At 57.9% G+C, this 22,352-nt stretch carries 19 protein-coding genes; 15 read left to right on the top strand and 4 right to left on the bottom strand.

Annotation, left to right across the window (positions count from 1 at the left end; genetic code table 11):
• Window positions 1–243: 243 nt before the first annotated feature.
• Window positions 244–2,805 (top strand): type I DNA topoisomerase, encoded by a 2,562-nt coding sequence (gene topA, locus MWU53_RS02775; protein ID WP_247090223.1) that lies wholly within the window; start codon window positions 244–246, stop codon window positions 2,803–2,805.
• 129 nt (window positions 2,806–2,934) lie between these two features.
• Window positions 2,935–3,396: an MAPEG family protein gene (locus MWU53_RS02770; RefSeq protein WP_247090222.1), complete on the top strand. Its 462-nt coding sequence runs from the start codon at window positions 2,935–2,937 to the stop codon at window positions 3,394–3,396.
• An 83-nt stretch (window positions 3,397–3,479) separates the two neighbouring features.
• Here the strand turns inward: MWU53_RS02770 and MWU53_RS02765 are convergent, their stop codons facing one another.
• Window positions 3,480–5,363, bottom strand: a complete 1,884-nt coding sequence (locus MWU53_RS02765; RefSeq protein WP_247090221.1) for an SLC13 family permease — start codon at window positions 5,361–5,363, stop codon at window positions 3,480–3,482.
• A 184-nt stretch (window positions 5,364–5,547) separates the two neighbouring features.
• On the opposite strand from MWU53_RS02765, the gene MWU53_RS02760 reads away from it, so the two are divergent.
• The 6 genes from MWU53_RS02760 to MWU53_RS02735 all read left to right on the top strand — a co-directional run bounded on the left by MWU53_RS02760 (window position 5,548) and on the right by MWU53_RS02735 (window position 11,301).
• A complete protein-coding gene (locus tag MWU53_RS02760; RefSeq protein WP_108855963.1) occupies window positions 5,548–6,243 on the top strand; it encodes a CoA transferase subunit A in 696 nt (231 codons plus the stop codon).
• Between the two features lie 3 nt (window positions 6,244–6,246).
• Window positions 6,247–6,876 carry a 3-oxoacid CoA-transferase subunit B gene (locus MWU53_RS02755; protein ID WP_133489537.1) on the top strand — a complete coding sequence of 210 codons (630 nt, stop codon included), beginning with the start codon at window positions 6,247–6,249 and terminating at the stop codon, window positions 6,874–6,876.
• 129 nt (window positions 6,877–7,005) lie between these two features.
• Complete coding sequence (locus MWU53_RS02750) at window positions 7,006–8,142, top strand: PQQ-dependent sugar dehydrogenase (protein WP_247090220.1); 1,137 nt, start codon at window positions 7,006–7,008, stop codon at window positions 8,140–8,142.
• Window positions 8,143–8,238: 96 nt separating this feature from the next.
• The gene (locus MWU53_RS02745) at window positions 8,239–9,264 is read left to right on the top strand and encodes a lysylphosphatidylglycerol synthase transmembrane domain-containing protein (RefSeq protein WP_348647019.1); all 1,026 of its coding nucleotides are present in this window, start codon (window positions 8,239–8,241) and stop codon (window positions 9,262–9,264) included.
• On the top strand, window positions 9,245–10,567 hold the full coding sequence (locus MWU53_RS02740) for an FAD-binding oxidoreductase (RefSeq protein WP_247090218.1): 1,323 nt from the start codon (window positions 9,245–9,247) through the stop codon (window positions 10,565–10,567). Before MWU53_RS02745 ends, MWU53_RS02740 begins: the two co-directional genes overlap by 20 nt.
• On the top strand, window positions 10,564–11,301 hold the full coding sequence (locus MWU53_RS02735; protein WP_247090216.1) for an SDR family NAD(P)-dependent oxidoreductase: 738 nt from the start codon (window positions 10,564–10,566) through the stop codon (window positions 11,299–11,301). The genes MWU53_RS02740 and MWU53_RS02735 overlap by 4 nt, the downstream gene beginning before the upstream one ends.
• 43 nt (window positions 11,302–11,344) lie before the next feature.
• Here the strand turns inward: MWU53_RS02735 and MWU53_RS02730 are convergent, their stop codons facing one another.
• The 3 genes from MWU53_RS02730 to MWU53_RS02720 all read right to left on the bottom strand — a co-directional run bounded on the left by MWU53_RS02730 (window position 11,345) and on the right by MWU53_RS02720 (window position 14,017).
• Complete coding sequence (locus tag MWU53_RS02730; protein ID WP_247090214.1) at window positions 11,345–11,614, bottom strand: hypothetical protein; 270 nt, start codon at window positions 11,612–11,614, stop codon at window positions 11,345–11,347.
• Window positions 11,615–11,736: 122 nt separating this feature from the next.
• Entirely contained in the window at window positions 11,737–13,185 is a 1,449-nt protein-coding gene (locus tag MWU53_RS02725) for a UbiA family prenyltransferase (protein ID WP_247090212.1), read from the bottom strand.
• On the bottom strand, window positions 13,178–14,017 hold the full coding sequence (locus tag MWU53_RS02720; protein WP_247090210.1) for a lytic transglycosylase domain-containing protein: 840 nt from the start codon (window positions 14,015–14,017) through the stop codon (window positions 13,178–13,180). The genes MWU53_RS02725 and MWU53_RS02720 overlap by 8 nt, the downstream gene beginning before the upstream one ends.
• Before the next feature lie 328 nt (window positions 14,018–14,345).
• Here MWU53_RS02720 and MWU53_RS02715 point away from each other — a divergent pair, with 328 nt between their 5' ends.
• From MWU53_RS02715 to MWU53_RS02685, 7 genes are all read left to right on the top strand, one after another.
• Window positions 14,346–14,537 (top strand): hypothetical protein, encoded by a 192-nt coding sequence (locus tag MWU53_RS02715; RefSeq protein ID WP_247090208.1) that lies wholly within the window; start codon window positions 14,346–14,348, stop codon window positions 14,535–14,537.
• Window positions 14,538–15,069: 532 nt separating this feature from the next.
• A complete protein-coding gene (cpaB, locus tag MWU53_RS02710; RefSeq protein WP_247090206.1) occupies window positions 15,070–15,906 on the top strand; it encodes a Flp pilus assembly protein CpaB in 837 nt (278 codons plus the stop codon).
• Window positions 15,907–16,140: 234 nt separating this feature from the next.
• A complete protein-coding gene (locus tag MWU53_RS02705) occupies window positions 16,141–17,556 on the top strand; it encodes a type II and III secretion system protein family protein (protein ID WP_247090204.1) in 1,416 nt (471 codons plus the stop codon).
• Window positions 17,557–17,566: 10 nt separating this feature from the next.
• The gene (locus MWU53_RS02700) at window positions 17,567–18,229 is read left to right on the top strand and encodes an OmpA family protein (RefSeq protein ID WP_247090202.1); all 663 of its coding nucleotides are present in this window, start codon (window positions 17,567–17,569) and stop codon (window positions 18,227–18,229) included.
• 411 nt (window positions 18,230–18,640) lie between these two features.
• Window positions 18,641–19,888 (top strand): AAA family ATPase, encoded by a 1,248-nt coding sequence (locus MWU53_RS02695; RefSeq protein WP_247090200.1) that lies wholly within the window; start codon window positions 18,641–18,643, stop codon window positions 19,886–19,888.
• A gap of 15 nt (window positions 19,889–19,903) precedes the next feature.
• A complete protein-coding gene (locus tag MWU53_RS02690) occupies window positions 19,904–21,373 on the top strand; it encodes a CpaF family protein (RefSeq protein WP_247090197.1) in 1,470 nt (489 codons plus the stop codon).
• A gap of 2 nt (window positions 21,374–21,375) precedes the next feature.
• On the top strand, window positions 21,376–22,344 hold the full coding sequence (locus tag MWU53_RS02685) for a type II secretion system F family protein (protein ID WP_247090195.1): 969 nt from the start codon (window positions 21,376–21,378) through the stop codon (window positions 22,342–22,344).
• Window positions 22,345–22,352: the final 8 nt, after the last annotated feature.

The following is a 22,352-nucleotide window of genomic DNA, read 5'->3' as shown; positions in this document are numbered from 1 at the left end:
ATTATCAATGCTGCTCATAGGCTCTTCTTAGCAACGCCATCGCCACAGGGGAAGAGCATGTTCCACATCTGTTCCAACCGCCCCCTAAAAACGCCCGTAACTTTCCGCCCCCTACGGGGGCGCGGCGAAATGTGCCCCTATATAAGAAGAGTGCCCATTGACAAGCCGCCCTTTCCCAACCCATCTAACGCCCTCAAGAGCAGGGCTGGTATTGCGCAGCCTGAATGAGTCGAGAGGAAGTTCATGCCCGTAGTCGTCGTTGAAAGCCCGGCCAAAGCCAAGACCATCAACAAATATCTTGGCTCGGACTATACGGTGCTGGCGTCCTACGGTCACGTCCGCGACCTGCCGCCCAAAGATGGGTCGGTCGATACGGACAACGATTTTGCCATGACGTGGGAGATCGGCCGTGACAGCGCCAAGCATGTGCGCGCCATTGCCGACGCCCTGAAAGACGACAACAACCTGATCCTCGCCACCGACCCTGATCGCGAAGGAGAAGCGATTTCGTGGCACTTGGAAGAAGCGCTGCGCAAGCGCCGTGCGGTCAAGAAAGACACGCCCGTCAGCCGCGTGGTTTTCAACGCGATCACCAAATCCGCCGTAACCGAAGCGATGCAGAACCCGCGCGACGTGGACAGCGATCTGGTCGAAGCCTATCTGGCCCGCCGTGCGCTGGACTATTTGGTGGGGTTCAACCTGTCGCCCGTTCTGTGGCGCAAACTGCCCGGTGCGCGGTCTGCAGGCCGTGTGCAGTCGGTGTGCCTGCGCCTGATCGTTGAGCGTGAGGAAGAAATCGAGGCGTTCAACGCCCGTGAATACTGGTCGGTAAAGGCGCTTCTGCAGACGCCGCGCGGGCAGGAGTTCGAGGCGCGCCTGACGGTGTTGGGGGGCCACAAGCTCGACCGTTACGACCTTGAAAACGAAACCGCAGCCGAGCTGGCCGTGCAGGCCATCACCTCGCGCGATTTGTCGGTGCAGTCGGTGGAAGCGAAGCCAGCGACCCGCAACCCCTCGCCGCCCTTCATGACGTCGACCCTGCAGCAGGAAGCCAGCCGCAAGTTCGGCTTTGGCGCACGTCAGACCATGTCGACCGCCCAGCGCCTATATGAGGCGGGGTATATCACCTATATGCGGACCGACGGCATCGATATGGCGCCCGAGGCCGTAGCCGCAGCGCGTGACGCCATTTCTGACCGTTACGGCAAGGAATTTATCCCAGCCAGCCCGCGGATTTACAAAAACAAAGCCAAGAACGCACAGGAAGCGCACGAATGTATCCGCCCGACGGATATGACCGTGGATGCAGGCCAACTGGCCAAGCTGGAACCCGATCAGCGCAAGCTTTATGACCTGATTTGGAAGCGGACCCTCGCCAGCCAAATGGAAAGCGCCCGGTTCGAGCGAACCAGCGTGGATGTTGGTTCGAATGACGGGCAAGTGGTGCTGCGCGCCACGGGGCAAGTGGTTGTGTTCGAAGGCTTCCTGAAGGTCTATGAAGAAGGCCGCGACGATCAGGTGACGGATGACGACGACAAGCGCCTGCCCCAGATCATGGAAGGCGAAAAGGCCGAGAAAAAGACTATCTCGCCCGAACAGCACTTCACCCAGCCCCCGCCCCGCTACACCGAGGCGACGCTGGTTAAACGCATGGAAGAGCTGGGCATTGGTCGCCCCTCGACCTATGCGTCGGTAATCACCACGATCCAAGACCGCGAGTACGTTCGCAAGGACAAGAACCGCCTGTTCCCCGAGGACAAAGGCCGGATCGTCACCATCTTCCTGATGAATTTCTTCCGCCAGTATGTGGGCTATGAGTTCACCGCGAACCTTGAAGAGGAACTCGACGAGATTTCGGCGGGTGACATGGACTACAAGGAAGTGCTGGCACGCTTCTGGCGGGATTTCTCGGCCGCGATTGCCGAAACGTCCGAGCTGCGGATTTCCGAGGTTTTGGATAAGCTGGACGCGGCGCTGGCGCCCCAACTCTATCCGCCGCGCGAAGACGGCACAGATCCGCGCATCTGCCCGAAATGCGGTACCGGACAATTGCACCTGAAAACTTCGCGTACTGGCGGGTTCGTCGGCTGTGGCAACTATCCGGAATGCAACTACACCCGCCCGATCGCGGGTGAAGGCGCTGAAGGCGAAGAGAAGCTTCTGGGCACCGATGGCGATGACGAGATCTGGCTGAAGGATGGCCGCTATGGCCCCTATGTGCAGCGCGGAGAAGCCACGCCGGAAAACAAGCGCCCCAAGCGCACCTCGCTGCCGCAGGCCCGCAATGGCGGCTGGCCGAAGGAAGAAACCGATCTGGAACGCGCGCTGCAACTTCTGTCGCTGCCGCGCCACGTGGGTGACCACCCGGAAGGCGGGCGGATCACCGCGAACCTTGGCCGGTTTGGTCCCTATCTGATGCACAAGTTTCCGGATGACGAAAAACCGGTTTATGTCAGCCTCAAGCAATGGACCGAGATGTTCGATGTGGGCATGAACCACGCGGTCGAAATGCTGGCCGACAAACGCGCCAATCCGGGACGCCGCGGCGCTGCTGCCGCCAAGCCTTTGAAAGAACTGGGCGAACACCCGGAAGAGGGCGGACCGGTGAACGTGCTGGAAGGGCGCTATGGACCTTACGTGAAATGGGGCAAGGTAAACGCCACCATCCCGAAAGAGGTCGAACCCGCCGACGTCACCATGGAAATGGCCGTAGGCTGGATCGCGGAAAAGGCTGCGAAGAAAAAGCCCGCCCGCAAGAAAGCCGCGCCGAAGAAGAAGGCCGCTGCGAAGAAAAAGGCAAGCTAACCAGCGAGAGCCGGGCTGCCAACCCGGCTCCGCGTACCACAATTTGCCTCACTTAGTATTTGTCCCTATCGTTGATCCAGCGCTTGGAAATTGCGCCGTGCAACGCCGTATTTCAGGGATAGATTGGACATGCTGGATTTGACGAACCCCGTTTTTGAGACCTACGTAATCGCCGCCGCGCTCATGGTGCTCAAGATCATGGGACAGGGCTGGATGACGGTCTATCGGATGATGAAAAGCAACAGCGGTCTTGCCAGTCCGGAGGACGTGCAACAAGGCATCCTGAACACAGACCCGCACCCGGAACAGCTGGACGTGAACGACTATGTCGACCGCTCGCGCCGCATGCACCGTAATGATCTTGAGAACATTCCCGCATTCCTGATCGCGGGCCTTCTGTTCGTGGTGACCGATCCCAGCCTGCTGTTGGCGCAACTGCTGATGTATGGCTTTGTTGCGGCGCGCCTGGCCCATTTCGTCGCCTATGCCACCAAGCAAACACACGAGGTCCGGGCGACGTTCTATACCATCGGGTCGCTGATCGTGATCTACATGGCCGTGCACGCGCTTGCCATAGCACTTGCCAGCTAACAATTCGCGCTACCTAGTCTGGCGGGGTGAATTGCCCTCGCCCCGGCAATAGCGGCCTGTTCCGTTGACCCTCCATCCTATGGTCAGAACACGAGGTTCAGCATGATCAGCGAAATCACCAGGAACAGGATTGTCATTATCCCCCCCGCCTTGACGAAATCTTTTACCTTGTACCCAGCAGGCCCCATGATCAGCGCGTTCACCTGATGGGTTGGGATGATGAAAGAGTTCGACGTCGAAATTGCCACGGTCAGGGCAAATAGCGCGGGACTGGCCCCTGCTGCCACTGCGATGGACACCGCCAAGGGCACCAGCAAAACTGTGGCGCCAACATTGGACATCACCAACGAAAAACCAGTGGCCAGCACTGCAATCCCGGCTTGAAGCGACCAGATTGGCCAACCATCCAGCGCCGTCAGAATCTGCTGCGCAATCCATTCGGCCGTTCCCGTGTTCTGCACCGCCTGCCCCAATGGGATCAGGCAGGCCAGCAGGAACACCGTGTTCCATCCCACTGCGTTATAGGCCTCGTCAATCGATAGCACTCGCGACAAAAGCATCCCGACAGCCCCTGTCAGCAGGCACAGCGACAGGCGCACATCGGTGAACAGGATAAGGGATAGCGAGACCGCAAAAAACAGCATGGCCCAGCCCACCTTGTGCGGGCGAAGTTCCTCTTGCGGGAAATCCGAGGTCATGATGACGAAATTCTGATTGCCCTGAAGGCGGGTCAGGTTGTCCCAGCGGGTATGTGCAACCAGCATGTCGCCCAGCTCGAACTTCTCAACACCAATCGCAGTGGGTTCGTGATCATCGGTTTCCACATGGCTTAGCGTTTCTTCACGGCGGTGGATCGCTAAAAGAGACAGGCCATAGGTCTTACGCAGCAGCAGCTCACGCGGGGATTTGCCAATAAGGTCGCTTTCCGGCGGGATTACAAGTTCAGCAATACCTGCATTTGTGGCGGCAAATTCTTCCGTAAACACATCCAGTTGCGGGCGCACGATCAGTCCGTATTTCTTGGCAAATCTGTCTACCTCGTCCTTCTTGCCGATGATCGCCAAACGGCAAGGCGCCGCAATTTCAGCAGTCAGCACCTGCACCATCGAGGTCTTGCCACGATAGAAGGTTGAAATGATGTAGAGGTGGTTTTCCAGATTCACATCCGCCAAAATCTGCCCGACCAGTGGACTTTCCGCGGGCACTTCAACCTCATAGACCGAGGCGGTCAGACCATAGACACGCTTAAGGTAATCCGACGTTCCCTGCCCCACCGACGTATCGCTGACCGAGCCACTTTCCGGCAGCACCCAACGCCCCAGCAGCAAGAAATAGAGGATCCCACTAAGAACCAGAACAACGCCAACCGGAGCCACAGAGAACAGACTAAAAAGCTCCATCTTCTGCCCGTCAGGCAGGCTGTCATTGGCGGTTTGCAGCAGGTCATTTAGCAGAATAAGTGGCGACGACCCCACCATGGTCATCGTGCCGCCAAGGATCGCGCAAAATCCCATCGGCATCGCCAGACGATTGATAGGAATGCCCGACCGCGTAGAGATCCGGCTGATCACCGGTAGAAACAAAGCTGCCGCGCCCACGTTCTGCATGAAGCTTGAGATCACCCCAACAGTGGCCGCGACAATAGGCTGGATCCGCTTTTCCGATGCGCCACCACGCTGCATGATCGTCGCCGCCACCTTGTTCATGATCCCGGTCTTATCCAGCCCGGCCCCTACGATCATCACGGCAATGATTGAAATCACCGCGTTTGACGCAAACCCGTTAAACAGCTGATTGACATCGGCAAGATTGGTGAGCGTGGGGTGATAGCTGAGGATGCCCAAGATCACCAGAACAAGGATGGCCGCCAAGTCTATTCGCACGACCTCAGAGACAAAAAGGAATACTGTGAAGCCCAACATGGCGCAGACCACACCCATCTCGAATGTAAAAACCAGCTGTCCCATTTCCTCTCCGTTACCCGTGTTATCTTATTGTGAGCAGAATACGGCATGACGCAATAAAATTACGCAGAGGGTCGCAGTAGCGACTTGGTAGAAATACTCGAAACCGTCTATTCCCCCCCTGTTTCGTTGACTCTGCGCCGTGCGAACGCCAGAAAAGCAGCGAAATAGACGAGAGGGAACTTTCATGAACAAGGTATATGGCAGCGCAGCCGAAGCTCTGGACGGGCTTTTGACTGACGGCATGCTGATTGCCGCAGGCGGCTTTGGCCTGTGCGGCATTCCGGAACTGCTGATCGACGCGCTGGTCGAGAGCGGTGTTAAGGATATCACCATCGCCTCAAACAACTGCGGCGTTGATGGCTTCGGGCTTGGCAAATTGCTGGACACAAAGCAGATCAAAAAGATGATGTCGTCCTATGTTGGCGAGAACGCCGAGTTCATGCGCCAGTACCTCTCGGGCGAGCTGGAGCTCGAGTTCAACCCACAAGGCACCTTGGCCGAACGCATGCGCGCGGCGGGTCACGGCATTCCCGGTTTTTACACAAAGACTGGCGTGGGCACTGTGATTGCCGAGGGCAAAGAAGTGAAAACCTTCAACGGCGAAGACTACATCCTTGAAGAAGGCATCTTTGCCGATCTGTCCATCGTGAAAGCCTGGAAAGCCGACGAAACCGGCAACCTGGTCTTCCGCAAGACTGCCCGCAACTTCAACCCGCCTGCCGCCATGTGTGGCAAGACCTGTGTGGTCGAGGTGGAAGAAATCGTGCCGACCGGCTCGCTGGATCCTGACTCGATCCATCTGCCGGGCATCTACGTGCATCGCATCATCCAAGGCGAGCACGAGAAGCGCATCGAACAACGCACCATCCGGGAGGCTTAAGACATGGCTTGGGACCGCAATCAAATGGCCGCCCGCGCGGCACAGGAACTGCAAGACGGTTGGTATGTGAACCTCGGCATCGGTATCCCGACGCTGGTGTCCAACTACATCCCCGAGGGCGTCACCGTGACGCTGCAGTCGGAAAACGGCATGCTGGGCATGGGTCCGTTCCCGACCGAGGATGAGATTGACGCCGACCTGATCAACGCAGGCAAGCAGACCATCACCGAACTGCCTCAGACCGCTTATTTCGACAGCTCGATGAGCTTCGGCATGATCCGTGGCGGCAAGATCGCCATGGCGATCCTGGGCGCGATGGAAGTGGCTGAAAATGGCGACCTCGCCAACTGGATGATCCCCGGCAAGCTGGTTAAAGGTATGGGCGGCGCGATGGACCTTGTGGCCGGTGTTGGCCGCGTGGTGGTCGTGATGGATCACACCAACAAGCATGGTGATTCCAAAGTGCTGAAAGAGTGCACCCTGCCGCTGACCGGCAAGTCGGTCGTGGACCGCATCATCACCAACCTGGGTGTGCTGGATGTGGTCGAAGGTGGCTTGAAGATCGTTGAAACCGCCGAGGGTGTGACCGAAGACGAACTGCGCGCCGCGACCGAGGCGACCATCGTCAACTAAGCGCATACGAAGCTTTAAAAAGCCCCCTCCATGGGGGCTTTTTTGTGCGCTCGCGTCTTTTTGACTTGGGCGCACAGCACATCAGGGGTCATCATTCACCCATCAGTTTTCGCGAACCCTTGGTGTGATATGAAACGTCTTCTTGCCCTTTGCGCCTCTTGTCTAGGCCTCTTTCTGCTGCCCCTCACCGCGACTGCATTTCAGATCGATGGCGATCAGGGCGGACGTTTGCAAGCCCGCAGCATCACCCAGTTCAACCACCCGTGGGCCATGACGTTCCTGTCCGACGGACGGCTTTTGGTGACCACCAAGCCGGGCCGGTTATGGCTGGTCGGTCAAGATGGGGCGCGCTTTCAGGTCGCTGGTGTACCGCGCGTTCTGGATGGGGGGCAAGGTGGATTGGGGGACGTCGTACCACATCCTGATTTCGCGGATAACGACTTGATCTACCTGTCTTTCGTCGACAAAGGAGACCAATTCGGCACACGTCAAGCCGTGGTGATCCGCGCGCGTTTGGATCTGTCCGCAGAGCCCAAACTAACCGACTATGAAGAGATCTGGCGCCAGTTTCCCGCATATTCCGGGCGCGGGCATTTCTCGCACCGATTGGCGTTTGGACCAGCGGGCGGCCCGCATGAGGGTAAGCTGTTCATCACCTCGGGCGACCGGCAGGAAATGGAGCCGGCACAGGATATGACGCAGGCGTTGGGCAAGCTCATTCGACTGAACGACGATGGATCGGTCCCGACGGACAACCCGTTTCACAACCACGGCGACTTGGCCAAGACCTTCTGGACGCTGGGACACCGCAATTCGCTTGGTATCGCCTTTGACACCAACGGGCAGCTCTGGGCGCATGAGATGGGACCGCGCCATGGCGATGAGCTGAACCTGATTGAACCCGGCCGCAACTATGGTTGGCCTGTGGTGTCCGAGGGTAACCACTATAGCGGGGTTAAAATCCCCAACCACGACACGCGCCCGGACATGATCGCGCCCAAAGCCGCATGGGTGCCCAGCATCGCGCCCTCGGGGCTGGTGATCTGGTCTGACGGACTATTCCCTGATTGGCAGGGGCAGGCGCTGATCGGGGGCTTGGTCAGCCGCGCCCTGATCCGCGTGAGTTTGAACAGGAAAGGCGCGCAAGAGCTGGAGCGCTACAGCTGGGGCGAACGGGTGCGCGAGGTCGAACAGGGGCCGGACGGCGCTTTGTGGGTGCTTGAGGACGGACGCCGCGGGCGTCTGCTGCGTCTGACCCCGAACTAGGCCCGCATGCGGAAATAACCCAACTTTTCCCCTCGTAATTGCTGGTCAGCTTTCATAATCTCGCCTCAATCCCCGGCGATAAGTCGGGCAATGACAATGAGCAGCGCAAACATGGCATCGTCCACCACAGGGAAACAATCAACCCGCCCGGCCGCGAACAAACGGTTGCGGGATACGCTTGTTTTGCTGGGGCTATTTGGGCTGGTGCTGGCGGGACTGATAGGCTTGGCAGCGGCGACTGGCTGGGAAGAAACCCGCGCGCAGCTGATGAAACTGTCTTGGGGGCAGTTCGCCATTCTTCTGGCGCTGAGCCTTGTAAACTACCTGTTTCGAGGCCTCCGCTGGCACGTTTTCGCCCGCAAACTGGGCCTGCCCACGGGGCTGGTTCAGGACATGCGCCATTTCCTTGGCGGCTTTGCCATGTCCGTCACCCCGGGCCGCGTGGGCGAGCTGGTGCGGATGCGCTGGCTGCGACGCGAAACCGGCTGGAGCTTTGAGCGCACTGCCCCTTTGATGCTGATCGACCGGGCGTCGGATTTGACCGCGATGGCGCTGATCCTCGGTTTGGCACTGGCCTTTTCGACCACCGGCATTGCGGGCGGCCTGCCTGTAACGATACTGGCCCTGATTGCCGCCTTCGCTGCCACCCGCCCCCGCCTTCTGGCGGGCTTCGCCACGCTGGGCCACCGCCTGACGGGCCGTCTTCCGCGCCTTTGGGCCAAACTGCGCCGTGCCGCCCAATCGCTTACGGCCTTCACCTCGCCCACTCTGATCGCCATCGCCTCGCTGATCGGCGTCATCGGCTGGATTGCCGAGGGCTATGCCTTCCACCTACTTCTGATGTGGATGGGGGCTGACATTGGCTTTGCGAAGGCGGTCGCCATCTTCGTCTTTTCGACTTTGGCAGGCGGCCTGACCGGTGCCCCCGGCGGTGTCGGTGGGGCCGAAGCCGCTATGATTGCCCTTCTAGCACTTGAGGGCGTGCCGCTTGAAACCAGCCTGCCCGCCACCGCCATCATCCGCGTCACAACCCTTTGGTTCGCGATCGGGATCGGCCTTTTGGTCTTCCCCCTCGCCGAGAGAATTTCACTGAGACATCATCATGGTTTGGAAAACAACTGAGTATTCGGGCTGGGGCCGCGTGCGCACAGCCACGGCAGAACTGGCGCGACCTGAACGCGCCAGCACGCTGAAAAGCACCTTGGCGGACACTGCCTGCCCTGCGATTGGCAATTGCCGCTCTTATGGCGACGCGCCCCTGAATGATGGGGGCCGCGCCATCGACATGACGCGCATGAACCGCATTCTGGATTTCGACGCCGAGACTGGTGTCGTGACGGTCGAGGCGGGCGTGACCATCACCACGCTGGCCAAGGTCTTCGCTCCGCAAGGCTGGTTGCCCGCGGTCATGCCCGGCACAGGCTTTGCCACCGTGGGCGGCTGCATCGCGCAGGACGTACATGGCAAAAACCACCACAAGGAAGGCAGCTTTGGCCAGCATGTGCTGTCGGTTACTCTGTTGAACGGCGAAAAACGCACGGTCGCGACACCCGACCGAAACGCAGGCCTGTTCCGCGCCACGATGGGCGGGATCGGGCAGACCGGCGTGATTTCCGAGGCGAAGCTGCAGCTGAAACCCTGCCCCGGCGACGTGATGATGGTGACCGAGCAACGGGCCGAAAACTGGGACGCGCACCTGGCCCTGCTGGACGCGAGCCAAGCCTGCTATTGCGTGGGCTGGATCGACGCCACCGCGACGGGCGCAAACCTTGGACGCGGCATCGTCGAAGAGGCCGAACTGGCCGCCGGTCTGCTGCCCAAGGCAAAACCGTCGAAGAAAGTGCCTATGGACGCTCCGGGTTTTGCCTTGTCTGGTCCCATCGTGCGCACGTTTAACAACGCGTATTACAAACGCGTGCCGACCTCGGGCCGGTCGTCGGTCAAGCGGATCGACGAGTTCTTCTTCCCACTGGACAAGATCCACGACTGGAATCGCCTTTATGGCAAACGCGGGTTCTATCAGTTCCAAAACGTCGTCCCGCTGGATCAGGCGGACGCGCTGAAAAAGATGCTGTCCGAGATTGCCGGGGCTGGCCTTGCCTCGCCCCTTGCCGTCCTCAAACGCATGGGACCGGGGCGCGCGGGGCATATGAGCTTCCCGATGGAAGGCTATACGCTGGCCGTGGATTTCCCGGCGCGCGATGCCGCACCCGAGCTGATCGGGATGCTGGAAGACATGACCGTGGATGCGGGCGGGCGGCTTTATCTGGCCAAGGATGCGCTGGCCACCGGCCCCGCGATCAAGGCGATGTATCCGGAGCATGGCGATTGGGTGAAGGCGGTAAACAAGGCCGACCCCGACCATGCCTTTGAAACCGACATGGTGCGGCGGCTTGATCTGCGCACGGCAGGAGGTGCGTCATGACACAGAATTGCTGGATCATTCTGGGGGCGACGTCCTCGATGGCGCGCGCCTTCGCCAATGCGGTGGCGGATCAAGGCGCAAGCGTCATTTTGGCGGGGCGCGATATGGAAGACCTGAATCGCTCGGCCACGGACCTGTCCGTGCGCGGGGTCGAGGCGGTTGCGATGAAATTCGATGCCCGTGACAGCGCCACTTTCGGCCCGATCATCGCGCGCGCCGAACAGATGGAGGGCGTGATCAACGCTGCTGTCTTCGTGGGGTCGATGCCACCGCAAGAGGCGATCGACGCCGATCCCCGCCTGATCGACGGGGTGATCAAAGACAGCCACACCGGCCCTGCGACCTTCCTGACCCAGTTGGCCCCCATTATTGAATCGCGCGGCGCCGGCACTGTGGTCGGCGTGGGCTCGGTCGCGGGGGATCGTGGGCGGATCGGGAACTATGTCTACGGCTCGGCCAAGGCGGGCTTTGCAACCTATCTGTCCGGCCTGCGCAATCGCCTGACCCGTTCAGGCGGGCATGTGGTGACGGTAAAGCCGGGCTTCGTGGATACTGCCATGACGTGGACTGTCGAGGGAATGTTTCTTGTCGCAGCACCCGAGGCTGTGGCCAAGGACATTCTGAAAGCGGTCGAGAAGCAGAAGAACGTGATCTATACGCCGTTTTTCTGGCGCTACATCATGCTGATTATCCGGCACATCCCCGAGTTTATCTTCAAGAAAATGTCGATCTGACCACAAAGCCCCCACCGTAACGTGGGGGCTTTGTTTCTTGGGATTAGCGGCCCGATACGGACACGCCCGGGGCTCCGGTCAGCGTCGAGCCGACATTGCCCCAGCCGCCATTGCCGCCGCCGGACACGAACTTGGCCACGCCGCCATTGCCTTCTAGGCCAAGGGCGTCTTTCAGGGGCGAGTTGTTGCCGCCTCCTCCGCCCTTCAAAGCCGATGCCATGGCCTTGGCTTCTTCGGGATTGTTCTTTCCAGCAAGTGCGGGCGAGGCTGCCAGCAACAGCAGGGTCGATACGTAAATCGTCAGGTTTTTCATGGGTTCACTCCAGTTTCTGTTGGTATCTGGATTACGGGCCCAAGATCCCGTTGGATCAAAAAACAAACGGGGTCCCATAGGGACCCCAACTTGCTTTGACTGCACCATTTTGACTGGGGCCGTCAGCCCCCGACCCCGAACCACTGCTGCCAAAGACCGGCCGCGTAGAACATGATGGCCAGAGTCATCAGGATCAATCCGATCCCGCGTTTGTCCTTCATGGCAAAGACGATCGGGTCGTAATCCTGCTTGCCATGCCAGCCCAGAGACACCATGCGAATGAGCCACCACGCCAAGGGGATTTCGGCCACCCAAATCAGCCAGCGGGTTTTGTACAATCCAATGGCTTGCTGGGTGAAAGAATAGAGGAAAAAGGCCACCAGCGCGGCGACCACACCAAGGGCTGCGACGTTCAGAAGGTCGGGGCGATCTGGGCGGCCATATCCGCGCCCCGGAAGGCGTTCATCCGACGTTGCCAAGGTCAGCTCGGTCAGGCGTTTCACGCAGCCAAGTGCAAGGAAAACCGGGAAGATGAAGACCAGCAGATAGCCCGAGATATAGATCCCGGTCGCGGCCGCACCTGCGACGACACGCAGCGTGTAGAGCGAGGCCAAAACCGCGATGTCGATCCACCGCATCCGTTTAAGTTTGAGCGAATAGGCCAGCGACATCGCCATATAGAACGCGACCACCCCAAGGAATGTCCAAGACAGCGCGGCAGCCACGCCCAAAGCGATGGCGGACAATAGCATGAAGCAGAGCATGCCAATCTGGATCGGCACCGCACCCGACGCAAAGGGCCGGTTCTTCTTTTTGACATGCAGACGATCTGCTTCCAGATCCAGCAGGTCATTCACCAGATAGATGGACGAAGCCGCGGCCGAGAAGGAAACAATCCCAAGGAACGCGGCGATCAATGTCGGCATGTCAAACGCATGGCCCGCGATCATTGGCAGCAGCAGCAGGACGTTCTTAACCCATTGATGCGGACGGAAGCTCCGCAGCACATCGGCCAGCCGCCAGCCGCCTTTGATCCGCGTGACGGACTGGCCCCGCGCCTCGATCTGGCGCGCGGATGCGGCATCCCCGACGACGATGGCGTGATCCGACTTGGACCAGATCGCCCGATCGACGGGCGCGTTTCCGGCATAATCAAACCCTTGTGCGCCGAAGGCCTCGACCAACGCGGCGGCTTTGCGGTCACCTTTCAAGTTGGTCTGTCCGTGCGAGGCAAACACACGCGGCGACAGATCGTGGTCACGCGCCAACTGTTCAACCAAGGGCTTGTGCGAGGCCGAGGCCAAAATGACTTCGCGCCCTTTGGATTTGGCCTGATCTGCCAGCTCGACGACCTCAGGCTCGACGGGAAGAAGATCGGTTCGCAGATCTGCGATCTCGGCAAGCTCAGCTTTCAAGCGCGCGGGCTGTTTTAGAGTCAGAAAGCTCACCTTGAGCGCGCGAATGGGATCCTTGCCCAAGGCCGACCAAAAACTTTCGAAGAGGATATCTGTGCGCAGGAAGGTCCCATCAATGTCCAGAACCAAGGGTTTCATTTGTACGTCGTCACCCATTCGAGGGGGCTCCCATCACCGTAAACACACAACCATCTGTCAAAAGCTCGGGCGGTGTAATGCATAATCCGCGCGCGACTTGCCACGCAGCCAATACTTTGGGCACATAGGCACGTGTTTCAGGATAGGGCGGGACCCCACCATGCTCGGCCACCGCGTTTTCGCCCGCGTTATACCCGGCCAACGCAAAGATCGGATCGCCTTGGAAATGCGTGATCAGCCATTCCAAATAGGCCACGCCCCCTTTGATGTTCTGCGCAGGGTCAGCGCTGTCGGTTACGCCGAACCGCTCGGCCGTGGCCGGGATCAACTGCATCAGACCCTCTGCCCCCGCTCCGCTCACCGCGCCTTCGCGCCCCGAACTTTCGACCGAGATCAGAGCCAGCACAAGCGCCGGAGACACCTGTGTACCAACGGTCACGCGCAGGATCTCTGCTCCGTGGGCACGTGCAATCTCTTGAAGATGCTGCAACCTGGGCTGGTTGATCCCGTCGCGTTCGGCAATCGCGGTGATGGCCTTGCGAATGTTCATAGGACCGATGTCTGAAAGCTTTGGAGATACATCCTGCCAGAACCAATCCCATTCGGTTGGAGCGGGCAAAGAAAACTCGGTTTGCGCTGCCGGTTCAGCGCTGGCCTTCTCTGGCACTGTAAGTGCCGCGGCCTGTTCTTCGGGATCGATCTGAACTGTCAAACGTTTCCCGGCGCCAGCCTGCGGGACAGTGACGCGTTTGAATGTGAAGTCAGGATATGGCGGCGGGGTATCTTGCCCAAAAGCAACCCCTGCCAAGCCAAGCACCCAGACCGTGCCGATATACATTACTCGCCGCATTTTGCGGTTCTCTGCTCTATCTCATTGACTGATTCACTTCTCGCAGATTGAGGGAAGAAGCGCTAGTTTTTCCTAGAGTCCAACTGGTTCAGCACAGTATGCTGTTAAAATCATTGGCAGTTCCCCTTAAGGAACTTTCTAATTTAACAAGTATTAACAATGCATTACGGAATGCGGGAAAAAAAATACATTCAAAGCAAGAAAACGTACGAAACCTGCCCAATTCTTGCCTTATTCCAAAGGCTTATTGTTGCCATGTTGAACCGAATGCAGGAGTTCTCCCGCATAACGTTTACAAATCCTGAACGCCCAACCTGAGGAAGATACCATGAAACTGTTCGAGATGATCAAGACCTTCAAAGTTGACGAAGACGGTGCTGTAACTGTAGACTGGGTTGTACTGACCGCAGCCATCGTTGGCCTTGGCATTGCCGTTCTGACCTCCGTGTCCGGCGGTACCACCTCGCTGGCCGACAAGATCTCGTCGGAACTGAACGCAATGAGCGTTATGTCCCACTAAGATTTTCGGCTTGGCGTAATCTAACTAGTAAAGGATAGTGTTCTGAAACTATTTAAGATGATCGAAACCTTTAAGGCCGACGAAGACGGCGCTGTAACTGTAGACTGGGTTGTCCTGACGGCAGCTGTTGTAGGTCTCGGTATGGCAGTGTTGACCTCGGTTTCAGGCGGAACGACGTCACTAGCTGACAAAATTTCGTCAAGCCTATCGGCAATGAGTGTAATGTCGCACTAACGTTGCTGATAAAAGAATATGAAAGCCGCACCTTCAGGTGGGGCTTTTGTTTTTTACGGGGGCGCCGCGGCCGACGACTGGCATCGACAACTCCCTCCAACCTATAAGTGCAGAGTTGACACTCTGATCACATTTTCTCATTAATTCAGTCGTTCATGCGTTATGGGCTGGAAATTATTGCCGTTTCCTGTGATTTTCGCCCTGACTCTGCGTATTGTCTCTGATTTGGACAAAGTCTTCGGACACAATCAGGTTCAGGCACGCAGACGGTAGTTTGATATGCACGAAAGGAATTCGGATGCGCTTGATTTTCGGACTGGTCTTGGTGGTCGGTGTCGGCCTGGCTGGCTTCGCCGTATATATGGCGCGCGATTTCATTGGGGGATATCAAGCACAGCTGGATGCCGAGCGCGCGGCGCGTAGCGCAATCGTTCCGACAGTTGATGTCTTTGTCGTCAACCGCACTCTGCGTTACGGCCAGCAGATCACGGCCGAGGACATTCGTGCCGTAAGATGGCCCGAAAACGCAATCCCGGAAGGAACGTTCAAAACCATGGAAGAAATCTTCCCCGAAGGCGAACGTAATTTCCGTACCGTGATCCGCGCCATGGAGAAGGACGAAGCCCTGATGGCCGTCAAGGTATCAAGGCCGGGTGCCGATGCCGGGGTTTCATCACGCCTGACCCAAGGTATGCGCGCATTCGCCATTCGTGTGGACGTCAGTTCAGGCGTGTCAGGATTTCTGCGCCCGGGTGATCGGGTTGATGTGTACTGGTCCGGCTCTGGCGTGAACGAAGCCGGGGTATCCGAGGCTATTACCAAACTGATTTTGGCCAATGTTGATCTGATCGCCGTCGACCAGATCGCTGATAGCGATCGCGCCGCCCCTACCATCGCACGAACGGTCACCGTTGAGGTTACACCCCGACAAGTTGCAGCATTGGCACAGGCTCAAGCCAGCGGACGCCTATCGCTTGCACTGGTTGGTGCTCAAGACGAAACGGCCTCAACTGCTGTTGAAGTTGGTCAGGGCGAGATTATCGGCGAGATCAACACACCGAAGGCACAAAGCTGTACGATCCGCACACGTCGCGGCGCCGAGATCATCGAAACTACCATCCCTTGCCCCAACTAAGGCAAGCGCGAGAAGACCCAACCGGGGCGCAGTCGGAATAAGTGTTGCGTTAGGCACACATAAGCCCCGGTCTTAACGTCATTGATTGTTGATTTTTCAGTCAATCCGTCGCAGTGTTGCGACTAATAAGCGGTGATTGCCCCAACAAGAGGGCTACATTGTCAACGAGCAAAGGGGAAATCGCGCCTTAAGCGGATACCCCAAACATATAGGTGATCAGAGAGGCAGGATCACATGAAGATCGATCGTTTTATCAAGGCGGCCCTATTGGGTCTGTCGTTAGGAGTTGGAACCGCACCTGTAGCAGGTCTCGCGGAAACTCTTCGTGTTACCGACACCGGCCCATCGCGCGCATTGAAGGTTCCGATGAACCGCGCCGTAGTCGTTGAAAGCGACAATCCGTTTGCGGAACTTTCCATCGCAAACCCAGGTATCGCAGACATTTCGACCCTGTCTGACCGCACCATCTATGTGCTGGGCAAGACACCCGGACGCACCACACTGACCCTTCTGGGGCCAGATGGTAAGCTTCTGAGCAACGTCGAAGTGCATGTCACGCCCGACATTAGCGAATTCAAAGAGCGTCTGCGTCAGATCCTTCCCGGTGAAGGAATTGAAGTGCGCACCGCCAATGACGGCATTGTGCTGTCTGGCGTGGTCAGTTCTCCGCAACAAATGATGCTGGCTCTTGACCTTGCGAACCGCTACGCGCCAGAGCGCGTGTCGAACATGATGAGCGTCGGCGGCACCCAACAGGTGATGCTGAAAGTACGCTTTGCCGAAATGGCCCGCTCGGTCCGCAAAGCGCTTTCGAGTTCGGTGCAATTGGGCGGTTCCGCTGGCGGCCTCGCCATTGGTGGCACCACAGGTACCTGGCTGCAAAACGGAAACGCCCTGTCGGGCGCAACGGACATTATTGTTAGTGGCGACCAGGAGGGGGTTACGACCCTCGGCTTCAACGCTGGCAGCTTCCAAGTTGGAATTCTTCTAGAAGCCCTTGAATCTAAAGGTGTAATTCGCACTTTGGCGGAACCGAACCTGACGGCCCTGTCGGGACAGGAAGCATCGTTCCTGGCAGGTGGTGAATTCCCGATCCCGGTTGCGCAGGAAGACGGCGCCATCGCCGTCGACTACAAGCCCTTTGGTGTTGAACTGAACTTCACGCCGACCGTGCTGACGGATGACGTGATCAACCTTCAGCTCAAGGCTGCCGTGTCCGGATTGGACAGCTCGGTCAGTTATCAGAATGGCGGTTTGATCTTGAACTCGTTCCGCCGCCGCGAAACGTCGACAACGGTCGAGCTGCGTGACGGTGAAAGCTTCGCCATCGCGGGCCTGATCGAAGATGATTTCCAGGATGCAATCGGATCAGTTCCGTGGCTTGGTGATCTGCCGGTTCTGGGTGCCCTCTTCCGCTCGACGGAATATGAGCGTCGCCAGTCCGAACTTGTCATCATTGTCTCGGCCCATCTGGTTACGCCCACACGCGGCGAGTTCCTGGCAGTCCCGACGGACCGCATTCGCCCGCCGTCCGAAAAAGACCTGTTCCTGTTTGGGAAAACCGCCAAATCCTCGGCTCCGACGACCGGTGTTGCGGCCGAAATCGCCAAGCAAGACTTCTCGGGGTCTTACGGCTACGTGATGGAATAAGGATAGCGACATGAAACGGATCAAACCCATTCTCGCCGCCACGTCGGTCGTCGCAGTTCTCTCGGGATGCGCTGACAACCCTCAGGCAATGCATTTCTGGCTGAATGAAGCAGGCGGCAGCCTTGATGAGGGTGGCTTCGGCGCACCGACCGCCCACAACATCGGCGTCCAAACCGGCGAGATCAACGTCGTGCAGGCACTGGCAGAACGCTTCAGCCGCGAAGTTGGCGACACAGTGAACTTCGAGTTCAACAAGGCCAATCTAACACCCGAGGCCCGTCGCGTTCTGGACACGCAGGCGTCTTGGATCCAGCAGTTCCCGGAAATGCGTTTCCGCGTCTATGGCCATACCGACCTTGTCGGCTCGACCGCATATAACAACCGCCTCGGTATGCGCCGTGCGCGCGCGGTCGTGAACTATCTGGTATCGCGCGGCATCAGCCGTTCGCGCCTCGAGGCCGTGGTCAGCTATGGTGAAACCCGGCCGTTGATCCAAACCGATCAGCGCGAGCTACGCAACCGCCGCACCGTGACCGAGGTCAGTGGCTTTGCCAACAACCGCAAAGCAACTTTGCTTGACGGTAAGTATGCTGAAATTATCAACCGTCAGTATATTGCAAGCGCGGTGCCGCCCCCCCAAATTGCGCAGGGTGGTACGAGTACAGTCCAGTAACCACGCATCAGAATATGACAAAAAGGGACGCACGAAAGATTGCGTCCCTTTTCCTTTGCGAAGGGGCTTCAGCTTACCTTTTCAAAAGCAGGTTACTCTGCAACGCTCAGTCGAGCATTTAGTTTATTTCTTTCGTTATCAATGCTATAGTAGAAATGATTGAGGCAAGAACGACTCTGGAAAAGACAGCAAATTCGTTCGCAAGTGCGAAACAGATCCTTTCCTATTGGGCACACTGTCCATAAAATTCAGATAATAAAGGCTTAGAGCCGCATTCTTGCCCAGATTCCCTGCAACGGTTCATTCCGCCAGGGCGCTATGTGTATGTGTGTGTGCGATTCGCAATTAACGAGAGAACCCGGTCGTCAGATCCGAAAGGGCCGCAATGCCGGATATGAAAGGAACAAGGAAATGAGTGGCAGCGCCGAGCTACAATCTGATCCCGAACCGATCACCGCCTGCACAGTCTCGAGAGATGTGCAGAATTTCGACCTTTTGATCGAAGATATGGAGGCCGAACTGGGCGAAGCCTGGGGCGATCTTCCGCTTGACGACGCTGTCGCGTTCTTTGAACAGCCAGATGCCAAGGACCTCGAGTTCATCGCCATGGCGCTTGACGATCAGGACGAGGCGGACCTCAGCACCGTGGCCGCGGTCATCAAGGCCGCTGTCCAGCGAAACATCAAAATCATCGTTATCGCCGAAGAAGTCAGCCCGATTGCGCTGCACCAACTGCTTAAACTGGGAGCCGAGGAATTCGTCCCCTACCCGCTTCCAGATGGCGCGCTTCATGACGCGATCAAGCGTATGCGTGAAAAAGAGGTAGCGCCCGTCGCCCATGCCGCGCCCCAGGAACACGCGCCCCGAAAATCGACGGGAAATCGCGAGGCCGTCATTCTGGCCGTTCAACCCATGGCAGGCGGCACCGGCGCGACCACATTCGCGGTCAACTTGGCCTGGGAACTGACCCAAGTGGAAAAAACGGCACCACCGCGTGTGTGTCTGCTGGATTTCGGCCTTCAGTTCGGATCGACAGCCACCTATCTTGATCTGCCGCGCCGTGACGTCGTCTATGAGCTGCTGTCCGACACGGAAATGATGGATCAGGAAATCTTCATGCAGGCCCTTCTGACCTACGAAGACCGCCTGCACGTCCTGACCGCTCCGCCCGATATTCTTCCCTTGGACATGATCACCGTCGAGGACGTTGGGCGGATCGTCGAAATGGCGCGGACCAATTTCGACTATGTGATCATCGATATGCCCAACACGTTGGTCCAATGGACCGAAACGGTGCTGCAAGCGGCGCATGTTTATTTCGTGACGCTGGAACTTGACCTGCGCTCGGCCCAGAACACATTACGGATGATCAAGGCGCTGAAAGCGGAAGAGCTGCCGGTCGAAAAACTGCGCTATGTTCTGAACCGGTCACCGAAATTCACGGATCTTTCGGGCAAGTCGCGCGTAAAACGGTTGGCCGAGAGCCTCGACATCTCGATCGAACTGATGCTGCCCGATGGCGGCAAGCAAGTTCCAGAATCAGGAGATCACGGTGCGCCTCTGGCGAATTCGGCTCCGAAGAACGTTTTGCGTAAGGAACTGCAGAAGCTTGCAAAATCCGTACATGATCTGAACCAGGCTGACATCGCGGCCCAGTAATTCTCCGGAGGCACCATGTTCTCGCGCTACAAGAAACCTGCAAAGCCTCAGCCAAAGGGGGGCAGCCCTGTTGCCGCCTTGGATGGTGCGCCAATCGAGGAAGGCATCATCACGGCGCCGCCAAAACCTACGACCGCGCCAATGGCGAAATCCCCTGAGCCTGTCAAACCTAAAAACCCGGTAGCTGTTGCGCCATCCGACAAAGAACGCAAACGCAAGGAACGGCTGTCCGAGATCAAGACAGAGCTACACAAAGAGCTTCTGGACAACCTGAACCTGAGCGCCCTTGATGGTGCCTCGGAAAAAGACCTTCGCGCGGAAATCACTGATATTTCATCGGAATTTCTGACAACTCGTGACGTGGTTCTGACCCGCGACGAACGTCTGATCCTAAATCAGGAACTGTATGACGAAGTTAAAGGGCTCGGTCCGCTAGAGCCCCTTTTGAAGGATGAAACAGTCAACGATATCCTGGTGAACGGCCCCCAACAGGTCTTTGTCGAACGCGAAGGGAAGCTTCAACTGACGGACGTGACCTTCAAGGATGAACGTCATCTTCTGCGTATCATCGACAAGATCGTATCTGCCGTGGGACGTCGTGTCGATGAAAGCAACCCGCATGTGGACGCGCGTCTCGCCGATGGCTCGCGCTTCAACGCGATGGTCCCGCCGATTGCGGTGGACGGCTCACTGGTGTCCATTCGTAAGTTCAAGAAAGACAAGCTGGGCATTAACGAGCTGGTGAATTTCGGCGCTTTCTCGGAAGAGATGGCCGCCTATCTTCAAGCTGCCGTTGCCACCCGCCTGAACGTGATCGTGTCTGGTGGTACCGGTTCTGGTAAAACGACCACACTGAACGCCCTGTCGTCTTTCATCGACGACAGTGAACGCATCCTGACAATCGAAGATACCGCGGAACTTCAGTTGCAGCAGACCCATGTGGGCCGGATGGAAAGCCGCCCGGCCAACGTCGAAGGCAAAGGTGCGGTCAGTCAGCGCGACTGTCTAAAGAACGCTCTGCGCATGCGCCCGGACCGCATCATCGTGGGCGAGACCCGCGGCGAAGAGGTTATCGACATGCTGCAGGCCATGAACACCGGTCACGACGGGTCGATGACGACGATCCACGCGAACTCGGCCCGCGATGCCGTATCGCGTCTGGAAAACATGGTGGCAATGGCTGGGATCGAGATGCCGATCAAAGCGATCCGCAGCCAGATCGCGTCGGCTGTGAACCTGATGGTACAAGCCAGCCGTCTTCAGGACGGGTCGCGCCGCATGGTCTCGATCACCGAGATCACCGGGATGGAGGGCGAGGTTATCTCGATGCAGGAAGTGTTCCGCTATGAGCGCCTTGGCTTGACGCCGGATGGAAAGATCATTGGTCGCTTCAATGCCACCGGGGTCCGTTCGCACTATGCCGAGCGCTTCCGCCAGTGGGGTTATGACCTGCCCGCATCGATCTATGAGCCTTGGAGCGACTGATCATGACGATCTCTGCTGAACCGATTATCTATGGTTTGATCTTCCTGGCAGTCTTGCTGCTGGTCGAAGGTATCTATCTGACAATCTTCGGAAAATCCATTAGCCTGAACAGTCGCGTCAACCGGCGCCTCGACATGCTGGAAAAGGGTGCCGCCCGCGAAGAGGTGTTGGAAAAGCTGCGCAAAGAAATGAGCCAGCACGTTAAGGCGCAGGGCATACCGTTCTATTCCCTTCTGGCCACCAAGGCGCAAAAGGCGGCCTTGGCGTTCACGCCAACACAGTTGATCGTCATCATGGCTGCCCTCACGGTTTTTGCATATTTCGGCCTCAGCGTCGCAACAGCAGCCAGCCTGCCGGTACGTGTCGGTGTATCCATCGTCATGGGCGTCGGCGGTGTGTTCTTCTGGGTTAGCAACAAAGCCAAGAAGCGAATGTCGATGATCGAAGAACAGCTGCCGGACGCAGTGGAGTTGATGGTGCGTTCGCTGCGCGTCGGACACCCGTTCTCGTCGGCCGTACAAATCGTGGCCAAAGAGGTCCCGGATCCGCTGGGAACAGAGATGGGCCTCATCGCTGACGAAAGCGCCTATGGGCGTGACGTCGGAGAAGCGCTGTCCAACATGGCCGAGCGCATGGACAACCAAGACATGCGCTTTCTGGCGGTTGCGGTGACAATCCAGCAAACCTCGGGGGGTAACCTCGCCGAGATTCTTGATGGTTTGGCCAAAGTGATCCGCTCGCGCTTTCGCCTGTTTCGCCGGGTCCGCGCCATTACATCCGAAGCCAAATGGTCAGGAAACTTCCTGTCCGGTTTCCCACTACTTGCGCTGGTCATGATCAACCTGATCCAACCAAACTATTACGACGACGTACGCGAAACCGCCTATTTCATTCCAGCATGTCTGGTCGTGGGTGGCTTTCTGATCGCCAACATCTTCGTGATGCGTATGCTTGTGAACATCAAAGTCTAGGCTGGCAA

The organism is Aliiroseovarius sp. S1123 (assembly GCF_023015885.1).
Classification (GTDB): Bacteria; Pseudomonadota; Alphaproteobacteria; order Rhodobacterales; family Rhodobacteraceae; genus Aliiroseovarius.
This window is presented reverse-complemented; position numbering and strand designations above follow the sequence as displayed.